14 protein-coding genes and 1 pseudogene are annotated in these 18,158 nt (G+C 70.8%); 5 read left to right on the top strand and 10 right to left on the bottom strand.

Features of this window, described 5'->3' with window-relative positions:
* Positions 1 to 32: 32 nt before the first annotated feature.
* Both HNR02_RS35800 and HNR02_RS35795 read right to left on the bottom strand, forming a co-directional pair.
* Positions 33 to 872, bottom strand: coding sequence for an alpha/beta fold hydrolase (locus tag HNR02_RS35800; RefSeq protein WP_312861198.1), 840 nt, complete (start codon positions 870 to 872; stop codon positions 33 to 35).
* Entirely contained in the window at positions 869 to 1,720 is an 852-nt protein-coding gene (locus HNR02_RS35795) for a MaoC family dehydratase (protein ID WP_246339298.1), read from the bottom strand. The genes HNR02_RS35800 and HNR02_RS35795 overlap by 4 nt, the downstream gene beginning before the upstream one ends.
* Positions 1,721 to 1,887: 167 nt before the next feature.
* On the opposite strand from HNR02_RS35795, the gene HNR02_RS28350 reads away from it, so the two are divergent.
* The 4 genes and pseudogenes from HNR02_RS28350 to HNR02_RS28335 form a co-directional block, all read left to right on the top strand.
* Complete coding sequence (locus tag HNR02_RS28350) at positions 1,888 to 2,478, top strand: TetR/AcrR family transcriptional regulator (RefSeq protein WP_179776621.1); 591 nt, start codon at positions 1,888 to 1,890, stop codon at positions 2,476 to 2,478.
* Between the two features lie 38 nt (positions 2,479 to 2,516).
* Positions 2,517 to 4,139, top strand: coding sequence for an AMP-binding protein (locus HNR02_RS28345; protein WP_179776620.1), 1,623 nt, complete (start codon positions 2,517 to 2,519; stop codon positions 4,137 to 4,139).
* Positions 4,140 to 4,161: 22 nt separating this feature from the next.
* A complete protein-coding gene (locus HNR02_RS28340; protein WP_179776618.1) occupies positions 4,162 to 4,941 on the top strand; it encodes a citryl-CoA lyase in 780 nt (259 codons plus the stop codon).
* A gap of 310 nt (positions 4,942 to 5,251) precedes the next feature.
* Positions 5,252 to 5,601 (top strand): annotated as a pseudogene (locus tag HNR02_RS28335) (hypothetical protein); the annotation flags it as partial.
* Positions 5,602 to 5,639: 38 nt separating this feature from the next.
* On the opposite strand, the gene HNR02_RS28330 reads toward HNR02_RS28335, so the two are convergent.
* Together HNR02_RS28330 and HNR02_RS28325 are read right to left on the bottom strand one after the other, a co-directional pair.
* Entirely contained in the window at positions 5,640 to 7,679 is a 2,040-nt protein-coding gene (locus HNR02_RS28330; RefSeq protein WP_179776614.1) for a YhgE/Pip family protein, read from the bottom strand.
* Positions 7,680 to 7,681: 2 nt separating this feature from the next.
* Positions 7,682 to 10,342, bottom strand: a complete 2,661-nt coding sequence (locus HNR02_RS28325; protein ID WP_179776613.1) for an MMPL family transporter — start codon at positions 10,340 to 10,342, stop codon at positions 7,682 to 7,684.
* 122 nt (positions 10,343 to 10,464) lie between these two features.
* On the opposite strand from HNR02_RS28325, the gene HNR02_RS28320 reads away from it, so the two are divergent.
* Positions 10,465 to 11,130: a TetR/AcrR family transcriptional regulator gene (locus HNR02_RS28320; protein WP_179776612.1), complete on the top strand. Its 666-nt coding sequence runs from the start codon at positions 10,465 to 10,467 to the stop codon at positions 11,128 to 11,130.
* Between the two features lie 48 nt (positions 11,131 to 11,178).
* Here HNR02_RS28320 and HNR02_RS28315 read toward each other — a convergent pair whose 3' ends face one another.
* The 6 genes from HNR02_RS28315 to HNR02_RS28290 are packed head-to-tail and all read right to left on the bottom strand — an operon-like array spanning position 11,179 to position 18,157.
* Positions 11,179 to 12,390 carry a cytochrome P450 gene (locus HNR02_RS28315; RefSeq protein ID WP_179776611.1) on the bottom strand — a complete coding sequence of 404 codons (1,212 nt, stop codon included), beginning with the start codon at positions 12,388 to 12,390 and terminating at the stop codon, positions 11,179 to 11,181.
* Positions 12,383 to 13,465 carry an NAD(P)H-quinone oxidoreductase gene (locus tag HNR02_RS28310; protein WP_179776610.1) on the bottom strand — a complete coding sequence of 361 codons (1,083 nt, stop codon included), beginning with the start codon at positions 13,463 to 13,465 and terminating at the stop codon, positions 12,383 to 12,385. The genes HNR02_RS28315 and HNR02_RS28310 overlap by 8 nt, the downstream gene beginning before the upstream one ends.
* Positions 13,462 to 14,391 carry a VOC family protein gene (locus HNR02_RS28305; RefSeq protein ID WP_179776609.1) on the bottom strand — a complete coding sequence of 310 codons (930 nt, stop codon included), beginning with the start codon at positions 14,389 to 14,391 and terminating at the stop codon, positions 13,462 to 13,464. Before HNR02_RS28305 ends, HNR02_RS28310 begins: the two co-directional genes overlap by 4 nt.
* Position 14,392: 1 nt before the next feature.
* The gene (locus HNR02_RS28300; protein WP_179776608.1) at positions 14,393 to 15,952 is read right to left on the bottom strand and encodes a bifunctional 3-(3-hydroxy-phenyl)propionate/3-hydroxycinnamic acid hydroxylase; all 1,560 of its coding nucleotides are present in this window, start codon (positions 15,950 to 15,952) and stop codon (positions 14,393 to 14,395) included.
* A gap of 49 nt (positions 15,953 to 16,001) precedes the next feature.
* Complete coding sequence (locus HNR02_RS28295; protein WP_179776607.1) at positions 16,002 to 16,856, bottom strand: fumarylacetoacetate hydrolase family protein; 855 nt, start codon at positions 16,854 to 16,856, stop codon at positions 16,002 to 16,004.
* A complete protein-coding gene (locus tag HNR02_RS28290) occupies positions 16,853 to 18,157 on the bottom strand; it encodes an MFS transporter (RefSeq protein WP_312861197.1) in 1,305 nt (434 codons plus the stop codon). Before HNR02_RS28290 ends, HNR02_RS28295 begins: the two co-directional genes overlap by 4 nt.
* Position 18,158 lies beyond the last annotated feature (1 nt).

Genomic DNA, 18,158 nt, shown 5'->3' with positions numbered 1-18,158 from the left:
CCGGCCCGGCCGGGCCCGGCCGGACGGGGGTGTCAGGTGTTCTGGGCGCGCAGCCAGGCGTCGAGTACGGCGGCGAAACCGGGGATCTCCTCCATCGGGTAGTGCCCGATCCCCTCCAGCACCGTCAGCGCGCAGTCCGGGATCGCCGCGGCCGTGGCCTCGGCGGTGGAGTCGGCGAGCCAGAAGTCGTCGGCGCCGATGACCAGCCGGGCGGGGCAAGTGATCGCGGACAGGCGGTCGCGCAGGTCGTGCCGCGCCCAGCCGATGAGGTCGCTGAGCGAGACCTGCGGGTCCTCCCGCCGGTGCATCTCGGCGATGAGGCGGCGGCGGGCCATCGGCACCGCGGAGCCGCAGGCGGCGATGGTGCCGAGGTAAGTGCGGTCGGAGCGGCTGGGGGAGACCGCGTCGGCGAGCGAGCGGCGCAGGGCGCGTTCGTTCTGGCCGCGGTTTCGGGCGTCGGCGGCCATGGCCACCAGACCGGACGCCTCCGCGCCGAGGCGGGCGGCGACGTCGAGGGCGATCTTGCCGCCGATGGAACACCCAACGACGCGGGGGCGGCGCAGCTCGAGGGCGTGAACGACGTCGACGCACCATCGCGCGTACACCCCGAGGTCGGTGACGGGTCCCGCCGCGGGCAGCTCCGACCGGCCGTGACCGGGCAGGTCGACGACGACCGCCTGCCAGCCCCGTTCGGCGAGCCCACCGACCGTGTCCCGCCACTGCACGCCGCTCTGTCCCGCGGAGTGCACGCACAACACCGGCGTGCCGGAACCGTAGGTCTCCACGTAGGCCACGCGGCCGTCGATCTCCAGGTACCGGGCGGTGCCGGTCGCCAATGTGCGCGCAGCAGCTGTCTCGGGGGCTGTGGTCACCGAGACCTCCCCTCGGGGTCGGCCTGACCGGTCCGCAGGCTCCGGGCGGCGTCGACGATGGCGTGCAGCGCGGCGGTCAGCTGCAGGTAGACATAGGTGTTGCCGGTGCCCCAGAACTCGCCGCGGTGCGTGCGCACGAGCAGGTCGTTCTCCGGCGCGGTGAGCAGCCGAGCCCAGGCGACCTCGGTGCCCCGCAACGTGAAGGTGGGGCCGGCCGGGACGCGGGTCCCGACGTCGATCACGCGTCCCTTGTAGACCCGCAGCACGACGGCGTCGTTCTCCGAGGCCACGCCGATCGCGCCGTCGAATAACCCGGTCGAGGCCGCGAACACCTCGTCGTTCTCGACACGGCTGGCCACGGCCCGCGCCCAGCGCACCGAGAGGGGAGTGTGGGAGACGGCGTCGGTGTCCGGAGCGCGGTGGTGGCGGGCGCGGAGCAGGACCGCGCTGCTGCCCTCCTGGACCACGGTACCGGCGTCGTCGCGCAGCTCCACCCAGCGGTTGACGACTCCGCGGTCGCCGGCGCTGGTCCGCCGGACCTGGGTGATCGTCGTCGTGTAGTGCAGGGGCACGCCCAGGCGGAGTGGCGCCCGGTAGCTCCAGCGGGTGTCCAGCAGGGCGATGACCGATGCGGCGATCGAGCCCTCGTCGTAGACGGTCCCGAAGTAGCGGGCGAGTCCGAGCGGGCCGTGTCCCACGGGCTCGTCCGCGCCGCCGGCCAGGTGCATCGGGTGCCGGTCGCCGGACACCGCCGCGAACGCGTCCAGGTCGTCGGGCCCCAGCGTGAACTCGGGGCTTCGGGTCTGCTCGCCGAGCGAGAAGTCCTCGAGGAAGCGGTCGTCCGCCACCGTTCCCCCTCTCTGCGGTGCCTCGTGCCGCACCGCGGAAGCGGTTAGATCGGTCGTTCAAATCAAGGTGCCCAGAAGTTAGATGCAGACTGTCGCCGCCGTCAACACTGATCGGGATTCTGGCGGGAGATCTTGACAGATCGCGAAGAAGTGCCGAGTATCTGCACATGAACGATCGTTCTAACTCACGGGATACGCGGGACCTCGTCTTCGCCGCCACCCTGGCAGCCTTCGCCGAACGCGGCTTCCACGGGGCGTCGATGCGCGACATCGCCAAGCGCGCCGGCGTCGTGTCCTCCAACGTCTACCACTACTCGCAGTCCAAATCGGACTTACTCGTGGAGCTGCTCAAGAAGGCCAACTACGACCACCTCAACGCGGTGGAGTGGGCTCTGTCGGCCGCGGGAACCGCACCCGCGGAGCGGCTGCACACCGCGGTCGGCGCCTACGTCGGCTACATCGTCGACCATCCGCTGGAAGCGCTGGTCGCTCACTCCGAACTCCGCTATCTGGGCGAGGACGACCGCAAGCGGCTCGTCGTCGCCCGCGACCGATTGGAATCCATCTTCGAGAACATCGTCGACGAGGGCGTTCGCACCGGGGCGTTCACCACACCCCACGGACACGGCGCGACGCGAGCAGTGCTGACCATGTGCTCTGGCGTCGCGCAGTGGTACCGCAGCGACGGGCCCCTCACCCGCGACGAGATCGCCGCTCAGTACGCCGACTACGCACTCGGGGTCGTCGGCGCCTGCTGAGCACGACAAGGCGATGACGCCCAGCAGGAGGTTCAGACTTGCCACGTCACCGTGACGACCAACCGGCCACCGTGCACGAACTGTTCACCCGGGCCGCCCGGGGCCGGCCCGGCCATCCGGCCCTCGTCGACGAGTCGGCCTACCACGCCGGCCGCACCAGGACCTACGCCGAGCTCGACGACGACAGCGCCAGGGTGGCCGCGGGCCTGCACGCGGCCGGGCTCCGGCGCGGCGACGCCATCGCGTTCTTGCTGCCCACCTGCACCGAGTGGGTCATCGCGTTCCTCGCCGCGGCCCGGCTGGGGCTGCTCGTCGTCCCGTTGAACACGCGTTACCGCGGTGCCGAACTGCACCACCTGCTCCGCACGAGCCAGGCCAAGGCGCTCGTCGTCGCCCCCGAATTCGAGTCGGTGGAGCTCGCCGCGCGACTTACCGAAGCGTGGCGGCACAGCGGGGACCTCGCGCTGCGCCTCCTCGTGCCCGTGCACGCCCAGGACGTGCCCGGCGCGCCCGCGCACCTCGAACGCGTCCCGTTCGCACGGCTGTCCGAACGCGGTGCGCATCCGCCCGCCGAGACCGGGGAGCCGGACGACGCGCTGATCGTCTTCGGCACCTCCGGTACCACCTCCGCGCCCAAACTGGCGATCCACACGCAGCGCACCGTCAGCCGCCACGTGCCGGCCGCGGCCGATGCCGCCGCACTCGACGACACCGCGGTCGCCCTGTCGGTCCTGCCCCTCAACGGGACTTTCGGGTTCGTCCCGTTCCTCGCCGGGCTCACCCGCGGCGTCACCCAGACCCTGCTGCCCGTCTACCGGACCGGGCGCGTCCTGGACGCGCTGCGGCGGCACGGCATCACCTTCCTCGCCTGCGCCGAGGGGCCCCTGCGCGACCTGCTCGCCGATGCGCGGCTGACCGCGGCCGCACCCGCGCTGCGGCACGTGGTGACCGCGGGCGTCGCCATCGACGACATCGTCCGCGATGCGGCGGCCGCCGGTATCACCGCGACCAACGTGTACGGGTCGTCGGAGATCTTCGCCTTCGCCGCGACCTGGCCCGTGTCCGCCGACGCCGCCCAGCGGGCCGTCCCCGGCGGCCGCCCCACCGCTCCCGGACTGCGCGTTCGGGTATCCGATGTGGACACTGGCGCGGTGCTCGGCCCCGGAGCCGAAGGTGAGCTGCAATTCAGCGGTTCCACCCTGTTCACCGGGTACCTCGCCGACGCCGAGGCCACTGCCCGCGCCCACACCGCCGACGGCTGGTACCGCACCGGCGACCGGGGCAGCCTGCTGCCCGGCGGAGGGTTCCGCTACCACTCCCGCCTCGGCGACGCCATGCGCCTCAAGGGCTACCTGGTCAACCCCGCCGACGTCGAAACCCACCTGACCGGCCACCCCGCCGTTCACCTGGCCCAGCTCGTCGGTGTCCGCGACGACCGCACCGGCGACGACCAACCGGTCGCGTTCGTGACCCTGCGGCCCGGGCGCACCACCACCGAAGCCGAACTGCGCGACCACTGCCGGGCCGGCCTGGCCGGGTTCAAGGTGCCCTACCGCATCCACATCCTCGACGAGTTCCCGACCACGCCCAGCGCCAACGGCGACAAGATCCGCAAGGACCTCCTGCGCGACACCGCCGCGCGCCTGCTCACCGGCGCCTGATCCGCCCCGAATGGAGAACCCCATGCCCGCCAGCGACCCCGTCCGCTCCGACATCGCCTGGTCCTCCGCCGACACCGTGGTGGTGCACGGCAAGAACCTGTGCGAGGAGGTCCTCGGTACCGTCAACCTCGGTGACTTCGCCTACCTCGAACTGTTCGGCCGGCTGCCCGACCCGGACCAGTCGGTCGTGTTCAACGCCCTCGTGGTCGCCCTCGTCGAACACGGCCTTACCCCCAGCGCTCTCGTCACGCGGCTGACCCACCTCGGGGCGCCCGAATCCCTCCAGGGCGCCGTCGCCGCCGGACTGCTGGGACTGGGCACCACGTTCGTCGGCACCATGGAAGGCGCCGCGCGGTACTGCGCCGAGGCCGCCGCGACCGACACTGCCTGGCGTACCGACGACGCCGCGCTGGAGAAGGTCGCGGACGGGATCGTGGCGTCCTTCCTGGACCGCCGGGCCGCGGTGCCGGGAATCGGGCACCCCGTGCACAAACCACTCGACCCGCGCGCCGAAAAGCTGTTCGCCATCGCCCGCGGGCACGGCATCGACCCGGCCAACGAACGGCTCGTGCGGGCGGTGCGCGTCGCCGCCGAGGCCCGCACCGGCAAGGTGCTGCCGGTCAACGTCACCGGCGCGATCGGCGCCGTCGCCACAGCCATGGAGGTCCCGCTGCACGTCGTGCGCGGCCTCGGCGTGATGGCTCGCGCCATCGGGCTGGTCGGCCATCTCGTGGAGGAGGGGAACCAGCCCGTCGCGGGCCACATCTGGCGGGAAGCCGAGGAGCGCGCCACCCGCAGGTGACGGGCCGGGACCGGGGCGAACCGTGACCGACCGGGGCGAGCGCAATCGCGCGAATCGCTGGAGCTAGGACTCCTTCGCGTCCGGCCGGGTCTTCGCCGAGCGGTGGTCCGATCAGGCGGGCCGGGGCATCCGCCGGGAGGCGGTCTCCGGCCGGGCGTGCCAGCAGACGGTCTCGTGCGTGTTCGAGGTGGTGCCTGCCGCGCGGGTCGGCGAGGTCGGCGTCCCTGGCGCTGATCGCGACGAGGATCGCCCGGTGTTCCTGCTCGATGACGAACGAGCATACGGCGGCTCGATCACCCTCGCCGCCGGGTTCGACGCGGGTGCCCGGGCGCGGATCGTGGCCGAGGACGGCAGCGTGCTGCCCGACGATGGTGGGTGGGTCGGCGAGCTGGAGGTCCGTGGCCCGTGGGTGGCCCGTTCCTACTATTCGCCCCAGGGCGGGATCGTCGAGCCAGGGGAGTTCCGCGACGGTTGGTTGCGCACCGGGGACATCGGCAGGATCTCCCCGGACGGTTTCCTCGCGCTCGTGGACCGGCAGCTGCCCGCGCACTGGGCTTTTCTCGCCGAGGTGCCGAAAACCGGGGTCGGCAAAAGTTCGACAAGAAGCGCCCGCGCGGCCTGTATGCCGAGGGGGCACTGCCGGTCCGGACCGTGCGCTGACCGGCCGAGAGGCAGCTCAACCGTCCCGGCCCGGCGGATCAGGTGGCGGCGGGCAGCCAGGCGCCGTGGCGCACCTGTTTGCCGCTGAGGTAGCGGCGGCGGTCGGTGACGACGACGGTGGCGAGCGCGCCGACGGCCAGCCAGGCCACCAGTTCGACCACTCCGGTGACGAGATCCCCGGAACCGGCGATGACGGCACGCAGGGCCAGGACGGCGCCGTGGGTGGGCAGGTACCCGCCGAGGGTGTGCAGCGGTCCGGGGATCGTCGAGATCACCCCGGTGGCCACGGTCAGCACCAGTACCGCGAGTGAGGCGATGCGGCCGGGGCGTTTGAAGATCGCGGTCGCGGCCTGGTTGAGCGCGACGAACGCGAGGGCGGCGAGCAGGGTGACGGCGAGGAAGGCGAGCCATCGGCCGAACCCGAGGTCGAGCACCGGGGCCAGGGCGACACTGAGCACGAGTGCCGCGAGAACGGCGATGGTGGTGCCCGGCATCGCGGCGCGGGCGATGATGCGCCAGGTCGGTTCGCGGGAGGTTTGCACGGCCGCGGGCACGGCACGGGTCAGGATGTAGGTGCCCAGCGCGCACGCCCACAGTGCCAGCGCGACGAACAGCGCGGCAGCGGCGTCGCCGAGGTCGGGACTGGTGATGCCGGCGAAGGAGGGGTTGGCGGCGACGGTCTTGAGGTTCGCGCGTTCGGCGTCGCTGTATGTCGGGACCTGGTTGCGGCCTTGGTCGAGCTGCGTGGCCAGTTGCCGGGCGCCGTCGTCGACCCGCACCGTGCCATCGCGGAGTTGGGCGGTGCCGGTGGACAGCTGGCCGGCGCCGGTGGCGAGCTGCCCGGCGCCGGATGCGAGCTGCTGTGCGCCGCCGTTGACCTCCTGGACGCCGGTGTCGAGTTGCCGGGCACCGGCGGCGGCGTCGGCGATCCCGGAGGCGAGTTCGCCGGAGCTGGCGGCGAGCTGGGCGTTGCCGTCGGCGACCTGGCGGGCGCCCGTCGCGAGTGCCCGGACATTGTCGCGGGTTTCGACCGCGGCTTGCCGGATGGTCTCGCGAGCGCCGTCGATCTTGCCCGCCTCCTCGGTGAACTGGTCGGCGGCCTGCCGGAGCTGACGGCAGAAGTCCGCGCTGCCTTCGCAGTCCGTGGCGAGCTGCCGGAACTGCCGGGCAGCATCCTGAGCGCTCGGGGTGGCGTCGATCGCGGCGATGATCCGGTTCGCGAGCGGGACGACGACGTCGGCGATCTGTTCGTTGCCGTCGGCGACCTGGCGGGCTCCGTCGGCGAGTTGCCGGGTCAGGGCGGGCAGCTGGGCGGTGTCCCGTTCGGCCTGGCTCAGTCCGGACGCCAGCTGCCCGGATCCGTCGGCCAGCTCTCCCGTGCCCGCGGCGAGCTGGGATGCCCCGGTGGACAGCTGTCCGGCCGCGGTGTTCAGCTGGGCGGCGCCGTCGGCGGCCTGGGTGGCGCCGGGCACCAGTTGGGCGGTGCCGTCGGCGAGTTGGCGTGCGCCGTCGGCGGCGGCGTTGATCTGGTCGTGGATGGTGCCGAAGGCGAGGTAGATGTTGTCCAGGTAGGTGGTGACGATTTGCTGGTCGAGGGTGCGCCGGGTGGCTTCGGCGACCGCGGTGCTCGCGGCCGGGTCGGCCAGTCCGGTGGCGTGTGAGGTGTCGATGCGCAGTTCGGCCTGCGTGGCCTCCAGCGGAGCGGCGGTGGCGGGCGAGGTGGCGCGTGCTGAGAAGTCCCGCGGGATCGTCACCACGGCGGCGTAACTCCCGTCGTCGAGCCCTTCCCGCGCGCCGGCGGCGTCGGTGAGTTCCCAGGTGTAGGCGGAGTCCGCGCTGTGGGTGAGGTCGGCGGCGAGTTGCCGTCCCAGGGGGAGGAGTTGCCCGTTGACGGTGACGGGTTCGTCGTTGTTGACCACGGCGGCTTTGGCGGTGCCGTGGTTGTCCGTTGTGGACCAGAAGGCCCAGGTGAGCAGTCCGGCGACCAGCAGCGGGACGGCGATGAGCCCGGCCCAGGTGCGCCAGGTCAGCGGGCCGGAGGCGGCGGCACGGGCGGAGTTGGCAAAAGGCTTGAGCATCGTCAGACCTCGGCGAAGTGGCGGGTCGGGGTGAGCAGGGTGGTCCGGTCCGCGGGCAGGACGTCCGCGAGCCGGTCGGGATCCTGGCAGGTGAGCACGACGCTGGTGGTGGTCACCGCCCGGCGCAGCGCTTCGCGAGCATCGCCGCGGACCAGCAGGTCGGCGTCGTCGACCAGGAGCAGTTCCACGCCGTCGTCGAGCGCCGCGGTGATCTCCTCGGCGGGATCGGGCGCCTCGCGGCAGGCGATGAGGGCGACCTCGCCACGCAGGGCGTGGGTGTGCTGGGGGAGCACCCGGCCGAGCACCTTGAGATCGCCGCGCACCTTGGTCACCCGCCCGGCGAGGGTGAACAGCAGCGCGCTCTTGCCGAGAACACCGTGCAGGACCAGGATCTCACCGGGCCGCTGGTGGATTTCGACATCGCGGAAGACCGGGCGGCCGCGGTCATCGTCCAGGGCGAGGTTCCGGGCGCTGATCACCTCGTCGGTGCCGGGCCAGTCCGCGAGGCGGAGTTCGTGGACGAGGGCGTCACCTTCCGCGTCGAACACCGGCAGTGCCCGGTCCAGGGCCGGTGGCAGGCCCCAGGCGCGGTGGCCGAGCAACGCCAGGATCGCGGGCACCAGGGTCATCCGGATCAGGAAGGCGTCGACGAAGACGCCGACGGCGAGGCTGAACGCGATCGGTTTGATGGTCGCGCTGCCCTCGGGGACGAACGCGGCGAACACCGCGAACATGATCACCGCGGCGGCGACCACGACGCGGGAGGCGGACACGAAACCGGATTCGATGGCGTGGCGCGGGTCGCCGTGGTGCACGTAGTCCTCGCGGATGCGGGAGACGAGGAAGACCTCGTAGTCCATCGCGAGTCCGAAGAGGACACCCATGAGGATGATCGGCAGGAAACTGATGACGCTGCCGGTGTGGGTCACGGCCAGGAGATCGGCGAAGTGCCCCTGGCCGAAGACGAACGCCGTCGCGCCGAACGCGGCTCCCACGGAGAGCAAGTACCCGACGGTGGCCTTGATGGGCACCCAGATCGAGCGGAACACCATCGCGAGCAGGATCAGCGACAACCCGACGACGAGGATGCCGAACGGCAGCAGCGCGCCGCCGAGCTGGGCGGAGACGTCGATGCCGACCGCGGTGATCCCGGTGACCGCGGTAGCCACTCCGTAGGTGTCCTGGAAGTGCGGCTCCTGGTCGCGGAGCCGGTGCACCAGTTCGTCGGTGTCGGCGGAGTCGGGCGCGGTCGTGGGGATGACCTGGATGATCGCGGTGTCGCCCTTGGGGTTCGGCGTGGCCAGTGGCACGGAGGCGACACCGGGCACAGCGCGGATCTCGTCGGCGATCTTGTTCGTGACCCCGACCGGGTCGGTGCTGGCGAGCACGTCGACGGTGACGATCAGTGGCCCGTTGTAGCCGGGGCCGAAGTGTTCGCTGACCACGTCGTAGGTGTCGCGAGCCGGGCTGCCGTGCTCCTCGGTGCCGTTGTCGGGAAGCGCGAGGCGGAGGCTGGTGGCCGGCAGCGCGGACACCGCGAGCCCGGCCACGATGATCACCACCGTCAGCACGGGCACCTTCGTCACCAGCCGCACCCACCGCGTGGCCAGACCGGCGCGCGGTGCTCGCTTGCGGCGGCGCGGAGCCCTGGGCCGCAACCGGTGCCCGGCGAAGGACAGCAACGCTGGGATCAAGGTGACCGCCACGCACACAGCGATCGCCACCCCGACCGCGGCGGCGACGCCCATCGTGGTCAGGAACGGGATGCCGGCGACGGCGAGGCCGAGCAGGGCGATCACCACCGTCAGTCCGGCGAAGATCACGGCCGATCCGGCGGTGGCGGTCGCGCGGGCGACCGACTCGGTCACATCCAGGCCCTCGGCGAGCTGATCGCGGTGCCGGGACAACAGGAACAAGGCGTAGTCGATGCCGACCGCCAGCCCGAGCATCACCGCCAGCATCGGCGCGGTCGACGAGACCGGGACCACCGCGGTGGCGGCGTAGATCAGCGCCGACGATATCCCCACCCCGAGCACCGCGGTCAGCAGCGGCATCCCGGCCGCGACGAACGACCGGAACATGACCAGCAGCACCAGGAACGCGATGACCAGCCCGACTCCCTCGGTCGGGCTCAGCTTGGGCACCCGATCGGAAAACGCGTCACCGCCCGTGTAGACCTCGGCGCCGGTGCGCGCGCTCAGCTCGTGCGCGACGGCCGTCAGGTCCGCCTTCGTTTCCGGGCTGACGTCGGCGAGCTGCACCTTCAGGGGGACGGCGATCAAGGCGGCCCGGCCGTCACCGGACACCGCGCCGTCGACGTTCTCCCCGAACGGGTCGATCACCGTCGCGACCTGCTCGACCTGCCCGGTGGCCTTGACGGCGTCGGCCACCGCCGCCCTGGTCGCCGGGGTGTCCACCGGCGTGCCGTCCGGCGTCACGAGGACCAGCTGCGCGGACGTGCCACTGACCTCCGGGAACACCCGGCTCAGGTAGTCCAGCGCGTCCTGCGATTCCGAGCCGGGGATTTCGAAGGTGTCGTCGGTGCCCTGGCTGAAGAGCAGCGCGCCGCCGCCCGCCGCGGCGAGCGCGACCAGCCAAACCGCCAGCACCAGCACGCGCGCCTGCGCGGCGGCCCGCCCGAGCCGGTAGAGGAACGACGACATGAGCTCTGCTTCCGTCCGGGGTGACATTGTTTGATACGCCGTGTATCAAGATACACGGCGTATCCCATTTGGCTACCGGGGTCCCTCGACGGGTGAGCGGGGAGGTGAGGACGATCAGAGGCATGCAGATCGACAACCGGCGGATGACCCGGCGTCGCCGCGAAACGCGCGAGCGACTGATCGACGCGGCCTACGCAGTGTTCACCGAGAACGGCATCCGCGCAGCTCGCATCGAGCAGATCTGCGATCGGGCCGGCTACACCCGTGGCGCGTTCTACTCCAACTTCGCCAGCAAGGAAGACCTGTTCCTGGCCGTCTACGAGCAGGAAATGGACGCCCGGCGCGACCGGTTGGCGAAGGCGATCGAGGACATTCTTGCGGTGGAACCACCTGATCGGGTGGCCGACGTGCCACCGTTGCTGGCGCGAATCGCGGTGCTGTTCATGGACAACCTCGTCGCCGACGAGGATTGGTACCTGCTCAACGCCGAGTTCTTCGCCGAAGCCCTCCGGCGAGTCGACCTGCGTGAATCCGCCGACGCCGCCCAGGGCCGCTTCCACGACGACCTCGCCCGGATCCTCGACGACGCGCTCGCCCGCCTCGGCATGCGATTGCTCGTCGACGCCCGCGACGCGGTCCAGGTGATCGTCTCGCTCTACCAGACCGCCCTGGAACGAGCCTTGTTCGAGGGCATCGCCAGGCCGGAGGACAACCGCTACGTCACCGACATCCTGCCCCGAGCGCTGAGCGGGTTGATCGCACCCGCCGGAGAAACGCCAGCGCCCTGAGCCGTGCCCGCCGCGCCTGTCCGGTGGAGGGCTCCGCAGCAACAACCTTCATGAGCGCGGTCCCGTCTTGCCCGCCGGTGAGAATGTGACGGGAAGACGATCCAGCAACGATGCCTGCCCGTGGAATACGTGCGAGGTGTCGCCGTCCAGCGCGATGTCGGGAAGTCGTCGCAGCAGGGTCGTCGCGGCGATCCGCATCTCGGCCCTAGCCAGCGGGGCACCGACACAGGTATGGACCCCGAAGCCGAACCCCAGGTGTGCCGGCGAGGGACGGGCAAGGTCGAACTCATCGGGGTCGGCGAACTGCCGGGGATCGCGATTGGCCGCCGCGTAGTTCAACAAGACGTTCGAACCCCGCGGAATACTCACCCCGTCCACGTCGAGATCGCCGGTGGCAACACGCCGGAACTGGTGTAGTGGCGTGTTCAGCCGAACGGTCTCCTCGATGGCGCGGTCCAGGAGGGCGCGGTCCCCGAGGATGGTGCGACCGAGATCGCGCCGCGTGATCACCCACTGCAGCAGGCTCGACATCGCCGAGACGGTGCTGTGATGACCCGCGACCATCAACGACACCAGCGTGCCCACGATCTCCTCGTCACTCAGCCGGTGCCCGTTGAACTCGGCGGTCCCCAGCTCGGTCAGGAAGTCCTCACGGGGAGCAGCCCGGCGCGCCTCGACCTCGCCAAGGGCGAACCGGCTGAACTCGGCGATCACTTCCCCATACGCAGGGCTGTTGTGGTTGTTCGACACGTCGAGTCCCAGCCGGCGCATCGTCGGCGCCAGCTCCGGGTCCAGCCCGATCAGCGAGGCCACCGCAAGGATCGGGATCGGTTCCGTATAAGCCTCGACGAGTTCCGCCGTGCCGACCTCGCAGAACTGGTCGATCAACGCCTCGGCCTCGGCCTGCACCTGTTCCTGCAACGCCTTGCGTGTCCGCGGGGACAGCAGCGTCCGAAAGACCGAGCGCCACTCGGTGTGTTCGGGAGGGTCGAACTCGATCGGCGGCGCTTTCGGCCGCGGCGGCTGTGGCAGCAGGATTCCCTCAGCGGAGGAGAACCGCCTCCAGTCGTTCGCCGCCTCCTTCACCGCCTCGAAACCCATCAGCATGTAGTAGCCACCGTAGGCGGTTCCCCTGGCTACCGGACACCGAGAGCTTGCCTTCTCATAGGCTTCGTACAGCTCACCGGTGCTCTCGAACGCGCGCGGATCAAGATCCGCCATGCCGGTGGCGTCTCCGTCGTCGACTTCGGATTCAGGCATCGTCACGTTCTCCTCGGTCTCCTGGGATGAACTCGCGTACTGCCGCGTGGTGCGCCTCGGTCTTCTCGTCTTCGCGATCTCGGTGCTTGTCGTCGGTGGGGGCCGCCAGCAGGATTTTCCCGAACTGGCGGCCTGCTTCCATTCGTCGATGTGCCCGTGCGGCATGGGGCATGGGCACGACGGAGTCGATCAGGGGCTGGATCTTGCCTGCTGCGATCAGGGGCCACAGGTGTGCTTCGGTACCGGCGACGATGTGTGCTTTGTCGTGGCGGGGCCGCGCACGCAGTGTCGAGCCGCGGATGGTGAGGCGGCGTCGCATGACCGGCTCCAGGTCGATGCCGGTTCGGTTGCCTCCCTGCAGTCCGATGACCAGCAGAGTCCCGTCGACGGCCAGTGCGTCGATGTTGCGGTTGAGATAGGGCCCGCCGACGCAGTCGAGTGCGATGTCGGCACCGCGGCCGTCGGTGAGGTCGAGGACCGCGTCGGTGAAGTCGGTGGTGCGGTAGTTGATCGCTGCCGTGGCGCCCAGCTCGAGACAGCGCCGGGCGCGTTCGTCGGAGCCGCAGGTGACGACCGCCTGCGCGCCCATCGCGGTGATCACCTGAATGGCCATGGTCCCGATGCCGGAGCCGCCGCCGTGGACGAGGACCGTGTCGCCGGTATCGAGACCGGCGTCGTGGACGAGGTTCGAATACACCGTGCACGCTGCTTCCGGTAGTGCGGCGGCATCGAGCAGGCTGACTCCGGGTGGGATGGGCAGCAGCTGATCGGCCGGTACTGCGACCTGTTGCGCGTACCCGCCGCCGGTGAGCAGCGCGCACACGGGGTCGCCGATGCGCCACCCGGTCACCTCGCCGCCGACGCTGGAGATGGTGCCCGAGCATTCCAGTCCCAGGATGTCCACTGTCCCCGGGGGGACGGGGTAGCGTCCCTGCCGTTGGCTGAGGTCGGCACGATTCACGGCCGACGCCGCCACGGTGACGATCACCTCGTCGGGTTCCGCCCGTGGTGCCGGTGTCTCGGCCCAGTGGAGCACGTCGGGACCGCCGTGTTCCCGCTGCCGGATCGCTTTCACCGGGCGGGGGAGTGCGCGCCGGTCATGAGCTCGGCGAGGTCGTCGGGGCGCAGGAAGGACGGCGGCGGTGGCGGACCCCAGTTGTACCGGGCGTGCTTGCCCTCGAACACTTCTGGTTGCCATAGCTGGTCTTCCAGAATGGTGTCGAGGTCGCTGTAGTACTCGGCGAAGGTGCCGGACGGGTCACGGAGGTACCAGAAGAAGTTCGAGCCGACGTGGTGTCGGCCCAGTCCCCACACGTGCCGCGCCGGGTCCGCTTCGAGCATCGTGGAGGCGCCCCGGCCGACCTCGTCCACATCCTCGACCTGCCAGGAACTGTGGTGCACGAAATTCACCGGCGTGTTCTGCACCAGCAGGTTGTGGTGATCGGTGGAGCACCGCATGAACGACCCGCGGTCCTTGATCTGATCACTGATCTTGAACCCGATGCCGTGCTGGAAGAAGCGCATCGTCGTGTCCAGGTCGACGGAGCCGAGTACCACGTGGCCGAGTTTGCGCGGGCGTACCGGTTCCGTGCGTTGCAGCGGTTCGGCACGGGTGTTGACTCGCACGGGCTTACCCGGGCTGTTGTAGCTCGGCGGTTCGAACTCGCCGGTCTGGAAGATCGGTGGTTGGACCGCCAACCTGACGAGGACGCCGGTGACCGGTTCGATGGCGGCCAGCGTGTCGGCTTCGAGCCGGGCCGCGAAGCCGTGGGTATGCAAAGTGGACTGTGCTCGTAGCAGGTCGTCGTGGTCGTCGACGCCGATGGTCATGTCGACCAGCCGCCGGGTCGGCCGGGTGACGAGCCGGAGCTGCTCGCCGCCGTCGCGGGTGGCGAATCGCCCTTCGCCCACGGGTGTGAGCCCGAAATCCCGGTAGAACCCCGCCGTCTGCCCGACATCGGGCGCGCCGAGCGTGATATGGCGCAAGGTGTGCAGGCCCATGTCATTCTCCTTGATCCGAAATGGGTAGGTAGTGGGTCAGCCGGCCTGCCACTCGATCGGCGTCTCCGGGCCGGAACGCGGCACAGATGTAGCGGTCCGGCCGGACGAGGAGCAGCAGCGGCTCGCCGTTCGCGGGGAACGGCAGCATCGCGTCGGTATCGGCGAAGACCCTCGTCGCCGGGCAGTCCCGGGGAATCCGGTCGCGCGGGAGGACCGAGACCCGGCTGGCGGCGAGCGGGGCCAGGGCCGACCGGTCGAGCGCGGTGAACGTCGCGGGGTCGTGCCGTGGTTCCAGGGCTACGACGGCCCAGCCGATCCCGAGCAGTTCGTCGAGGCGGTGACCGGTGCCCGCGGCGTCGGTCACCGTGGGCGCGGGAAGCTGCTGCCCGACCGGAGCGCCGGTTCCGACGACGCACCCGCCGGACACCTGCGGCTCGGGGAAGAACCGCATCCCGGTGACGTAGCTGCGTATCGGGGGAACCAGGTGGAGCAACCCGAAGGCGAGGTCGCGGGCGAGCGCCCGGCGCCGGCTGGTCGTCATGACGATGCGGCCGAGCGCGGCGGACAGCCGCACCATCTGCTCGCTGTGCGGGCGGCGTTCTCGTTCGTAGCTGTCCAGCAGAGCGGCGTTCGCCCGCCCGCCGGTCGCGGCCGCGAGCTTCCACGCGAGGTTGCGCGCGTCCCGGATCCCCGAGTTGAGGCCCTGCCCGGCGAACGGGGGCATCATGTGCGCGGCGTCCCCGGCGAGGAACACCCGTTCCCGCCGCCATTGTCGAGCGACCAGGCGGTGCGCCGCATAGACCGCCCTCCGCCGGACATGGGCCGGATCGAACGGGCGGAACCGGGCGAGAAGTCCGGTGAGGAACGCGTCGGTGAGCACCTCCTCGTCGTTCTCGCCCGGCAGCAGCATGAATTCGTACCGGCAGCGGCCGCGGACTCCGGGCACGACGACGGCGGGGCGTCCGGGATCGCAGTAGAACAGCGATGCCCGCTCGTCGTGGGGATCGTGGATCATGTCGAGGACGATCCAGCGCTCGGCCTGGGACGATCCGGACATGCCGATGCCGAGCCGGTCGCGGACCGTGCTGGTGCCGCCGTCGCACGCCACGAGGTAGCGGCACCGCCATTCGGCTCCGCCCTCCGTGAGAACGGTGACGCCGTCGCGGTCCTGCCGGAGGCCCGTGACGTGCGCACCGTGACGGATTTCCACGCCCCGGTCGAGCGCGCCTTTGACCAGCACCTCCACCAGGTCCGGTTGGTCGAAGAGATTCTTCCTCGGAAATCCGAGGCGGCCATGGCCGGGACGGGTCGTGGCGAGGCGTCGCCCGCCGAGCCCGAAGTAGTGCGCTGCCGAGTCCCAGACCAGGTTCGGTGCCAGCGCGGGGACCAGCCCGAGCAGATGAAGTGTGCGCAGCGATTCGTCGGCCAGCGCCACCGCGCGAGGCTCGGAGCACGCGGATCCGGCGCGTTCGAGGACGGTCACGGACACGCCTTGCTGCGCGAGCAGGTTGGCCAGCGTCAAGCCGGTCGGACCCGCCCCGACGACCACGACCTCCCTCACGTCGGCACCTCCTTGGCGGGACAGGGCCCGGCACCGTCGGGGCACACCGTCAGCACGCCTCGTCGGTGACTGGGTTGACGAGGGTGCCGATACCGCTGATCTCCACGGAGACGGTGTCCCCGGCCTGCAGGAAGACCGGCGGGTCGCGGAACAGGCCGACACCGCCCGGAGTGCCGGTGACGATCACGTCGCCGGGGTCGAGCCGGGTGAAGGTGGAGACGTAGGCGATCACCGCGGGGATGTCGAACACGAGGTCGGCCACCTCGGCGGACTGGCGGAGCTGGCCGTTGACCCGCGTGGTCAGTCGCAGGGCGCCGACGTCGGGCACCTCGTCCGCGGTGACCAGCGCGGGCCCGAACGCGCCGGTGCCGGGGAAGGTCTTGCCCGGCAGCCACTGGCCGGTGTGGCGCTGCCAGTCCCGGACGCTGCCGTCGTTGTAGCACGAGTACCCGGCGATGTGCCCGAACGCGGCGGCGGCGTCGATGCGGCGTCCCGGCCGCCCGATGACCACGGCGAGTTCGCCCTCGTAGTCGAACTTGTCGGTCTCCCGCGGCTTGACGAGGGGACTCCCATGGCCGACTTGCGAGTCGGCGTAGCGGGGGAAGGCGGTCGGGTGGTCGGCGGTCTTGCGCGCGGCCTCCTCACGATGGTCGTGATAGTTCACGCCGATACAGATGATCTTGCCTGGGTCCGGCACCGTCGGCAGGAGCTCGACGTCGGTCAGCGCATAGTCCGCGGACGCGCCATCGGTGGCGGCGCGGAGTTCGTCCAGCGCATCGTGCCGGAGAACGTCGCGGATGCCTCGATACCGGCCGGCCAGCAGGCGGCCGCAGTCGATGACCTTCTCGCCGTCGAGCACGCCGAACGACTCTTTGCCCTCAGCGCGGAAACTCGCGATTCTCACGGGGTTGCTCCTCCGGTTTCGGTGACGGTGACGGTGACGTGGTGCGTGTGATCGTCGGCGGCGATGGGTGCCCGGTACGACTCGCTGGCCCGCACGACCGCGATCAGGCTCAGCAGGCAGACGCCGCCGACGAACCACGCGATCGGCGCGGTCCCGCCGCCCAGCAGTGCGCCGGCGACCATCGGCGTGAACCCGGCGCCGAGCGTCGCCGACAGCTGATAGCCCAGGGATGCGCCGGTGTAACGGTGTTCGGTGCCGAACTGCTCGGTGACGAACGAGGACGCGGCGCCGAACAGCGAGCCGACGACGAGGCCGTAACCGAGCAGGAAACCGACGAGGACCAGTGCCGCCGAGCCGCTGGTCGCCAGCAGGAGGACGGGGTAGATCAGGACGCCGCCCGCGAGTGCTCCGGCGATCAGCACGGGTCGGCGTCCGATCCGGTCGGACAGCGCGCCGAATCCGACGACGGACCCGATGTTGACCAGCGAGGCCAGTGCCTGCAGCAGCAGGACGGTGGACTGCTCGATCCCGTCGGCGACCGCGAGCTGGAGGACGGTCGTCGCCAGCAGGGACTGGTAGACCATCGCCGCGAGCACGCTGCCGCCGGCCGTGAGGAGCAGCCCGGGACGCCGGAGCACGGTGAGGATCGGTGGCTTCGCGCGCCCGCCGGCCTGCCGCTGTCGCAGTGCGGCGAGGAACACCGGCGATTCGGCGACCCGCAGGCGCACCCACAACCCGATCGCCAGCAGTACTCCGCTGAAGAGGAAGGGCACCCGCCAGCCCCACGCGAGGAACGCTTCGTGGGGCATGAGCGAGGACAGGCCGAGGACGAGCGCGGCCAATACTGCCCCGGTGGGTCCGCCCGCGTTCGCGACGGCCGCCGCGATCCCGCGACGACCGTGACCGGCGTGCTCGACGGCCATCAGCGACGCCCCGCCCCATTCACCGCCGACCGCGATGCCCTGCACGAGCCGGAGCACGACAAGCAAGATCGGAGCCGCGACACCGATCTGATCGCGTCCGGGGACCAGCCCGATCATCATGCTGGCCGCGCCCATCATCGACATCGACAGCACCAGCATCGACTTGCGTCCGACGCGGTCACCGAAGTGTCCGAAGATCACGCCGCCGAGTGGGCGCACGACGTATCCCGCGGCCAGCGTGGCGAGCGAGACGAGGCTCGCCGCGAACGCCGGCAGGTTCGCGAAGAAGACATGGTTGAAGACCAGCGCCGCGGAGGTCCCGTAGATCAGGAAGTCGTAGTACTCGATCGAGGTACCGAGGTAGCTCGACGTCAGCACG

Source organism: Amycolatopsis endophytica, assembly GCF_013410405.1.
In the GTDB taxonomy this organism is placed as follows: Bacteria; Actinomycetota; Actinomycetes; order Mycobacteriales; family Pseudonocardiaceae; genus Amycolatopsis_E; species Amycolatopsis_E endophytica.
Note: the sequence above shows the minus strand (reverse complement) of the source record. Positions and strands in the feature narration are given on the sequence as shown.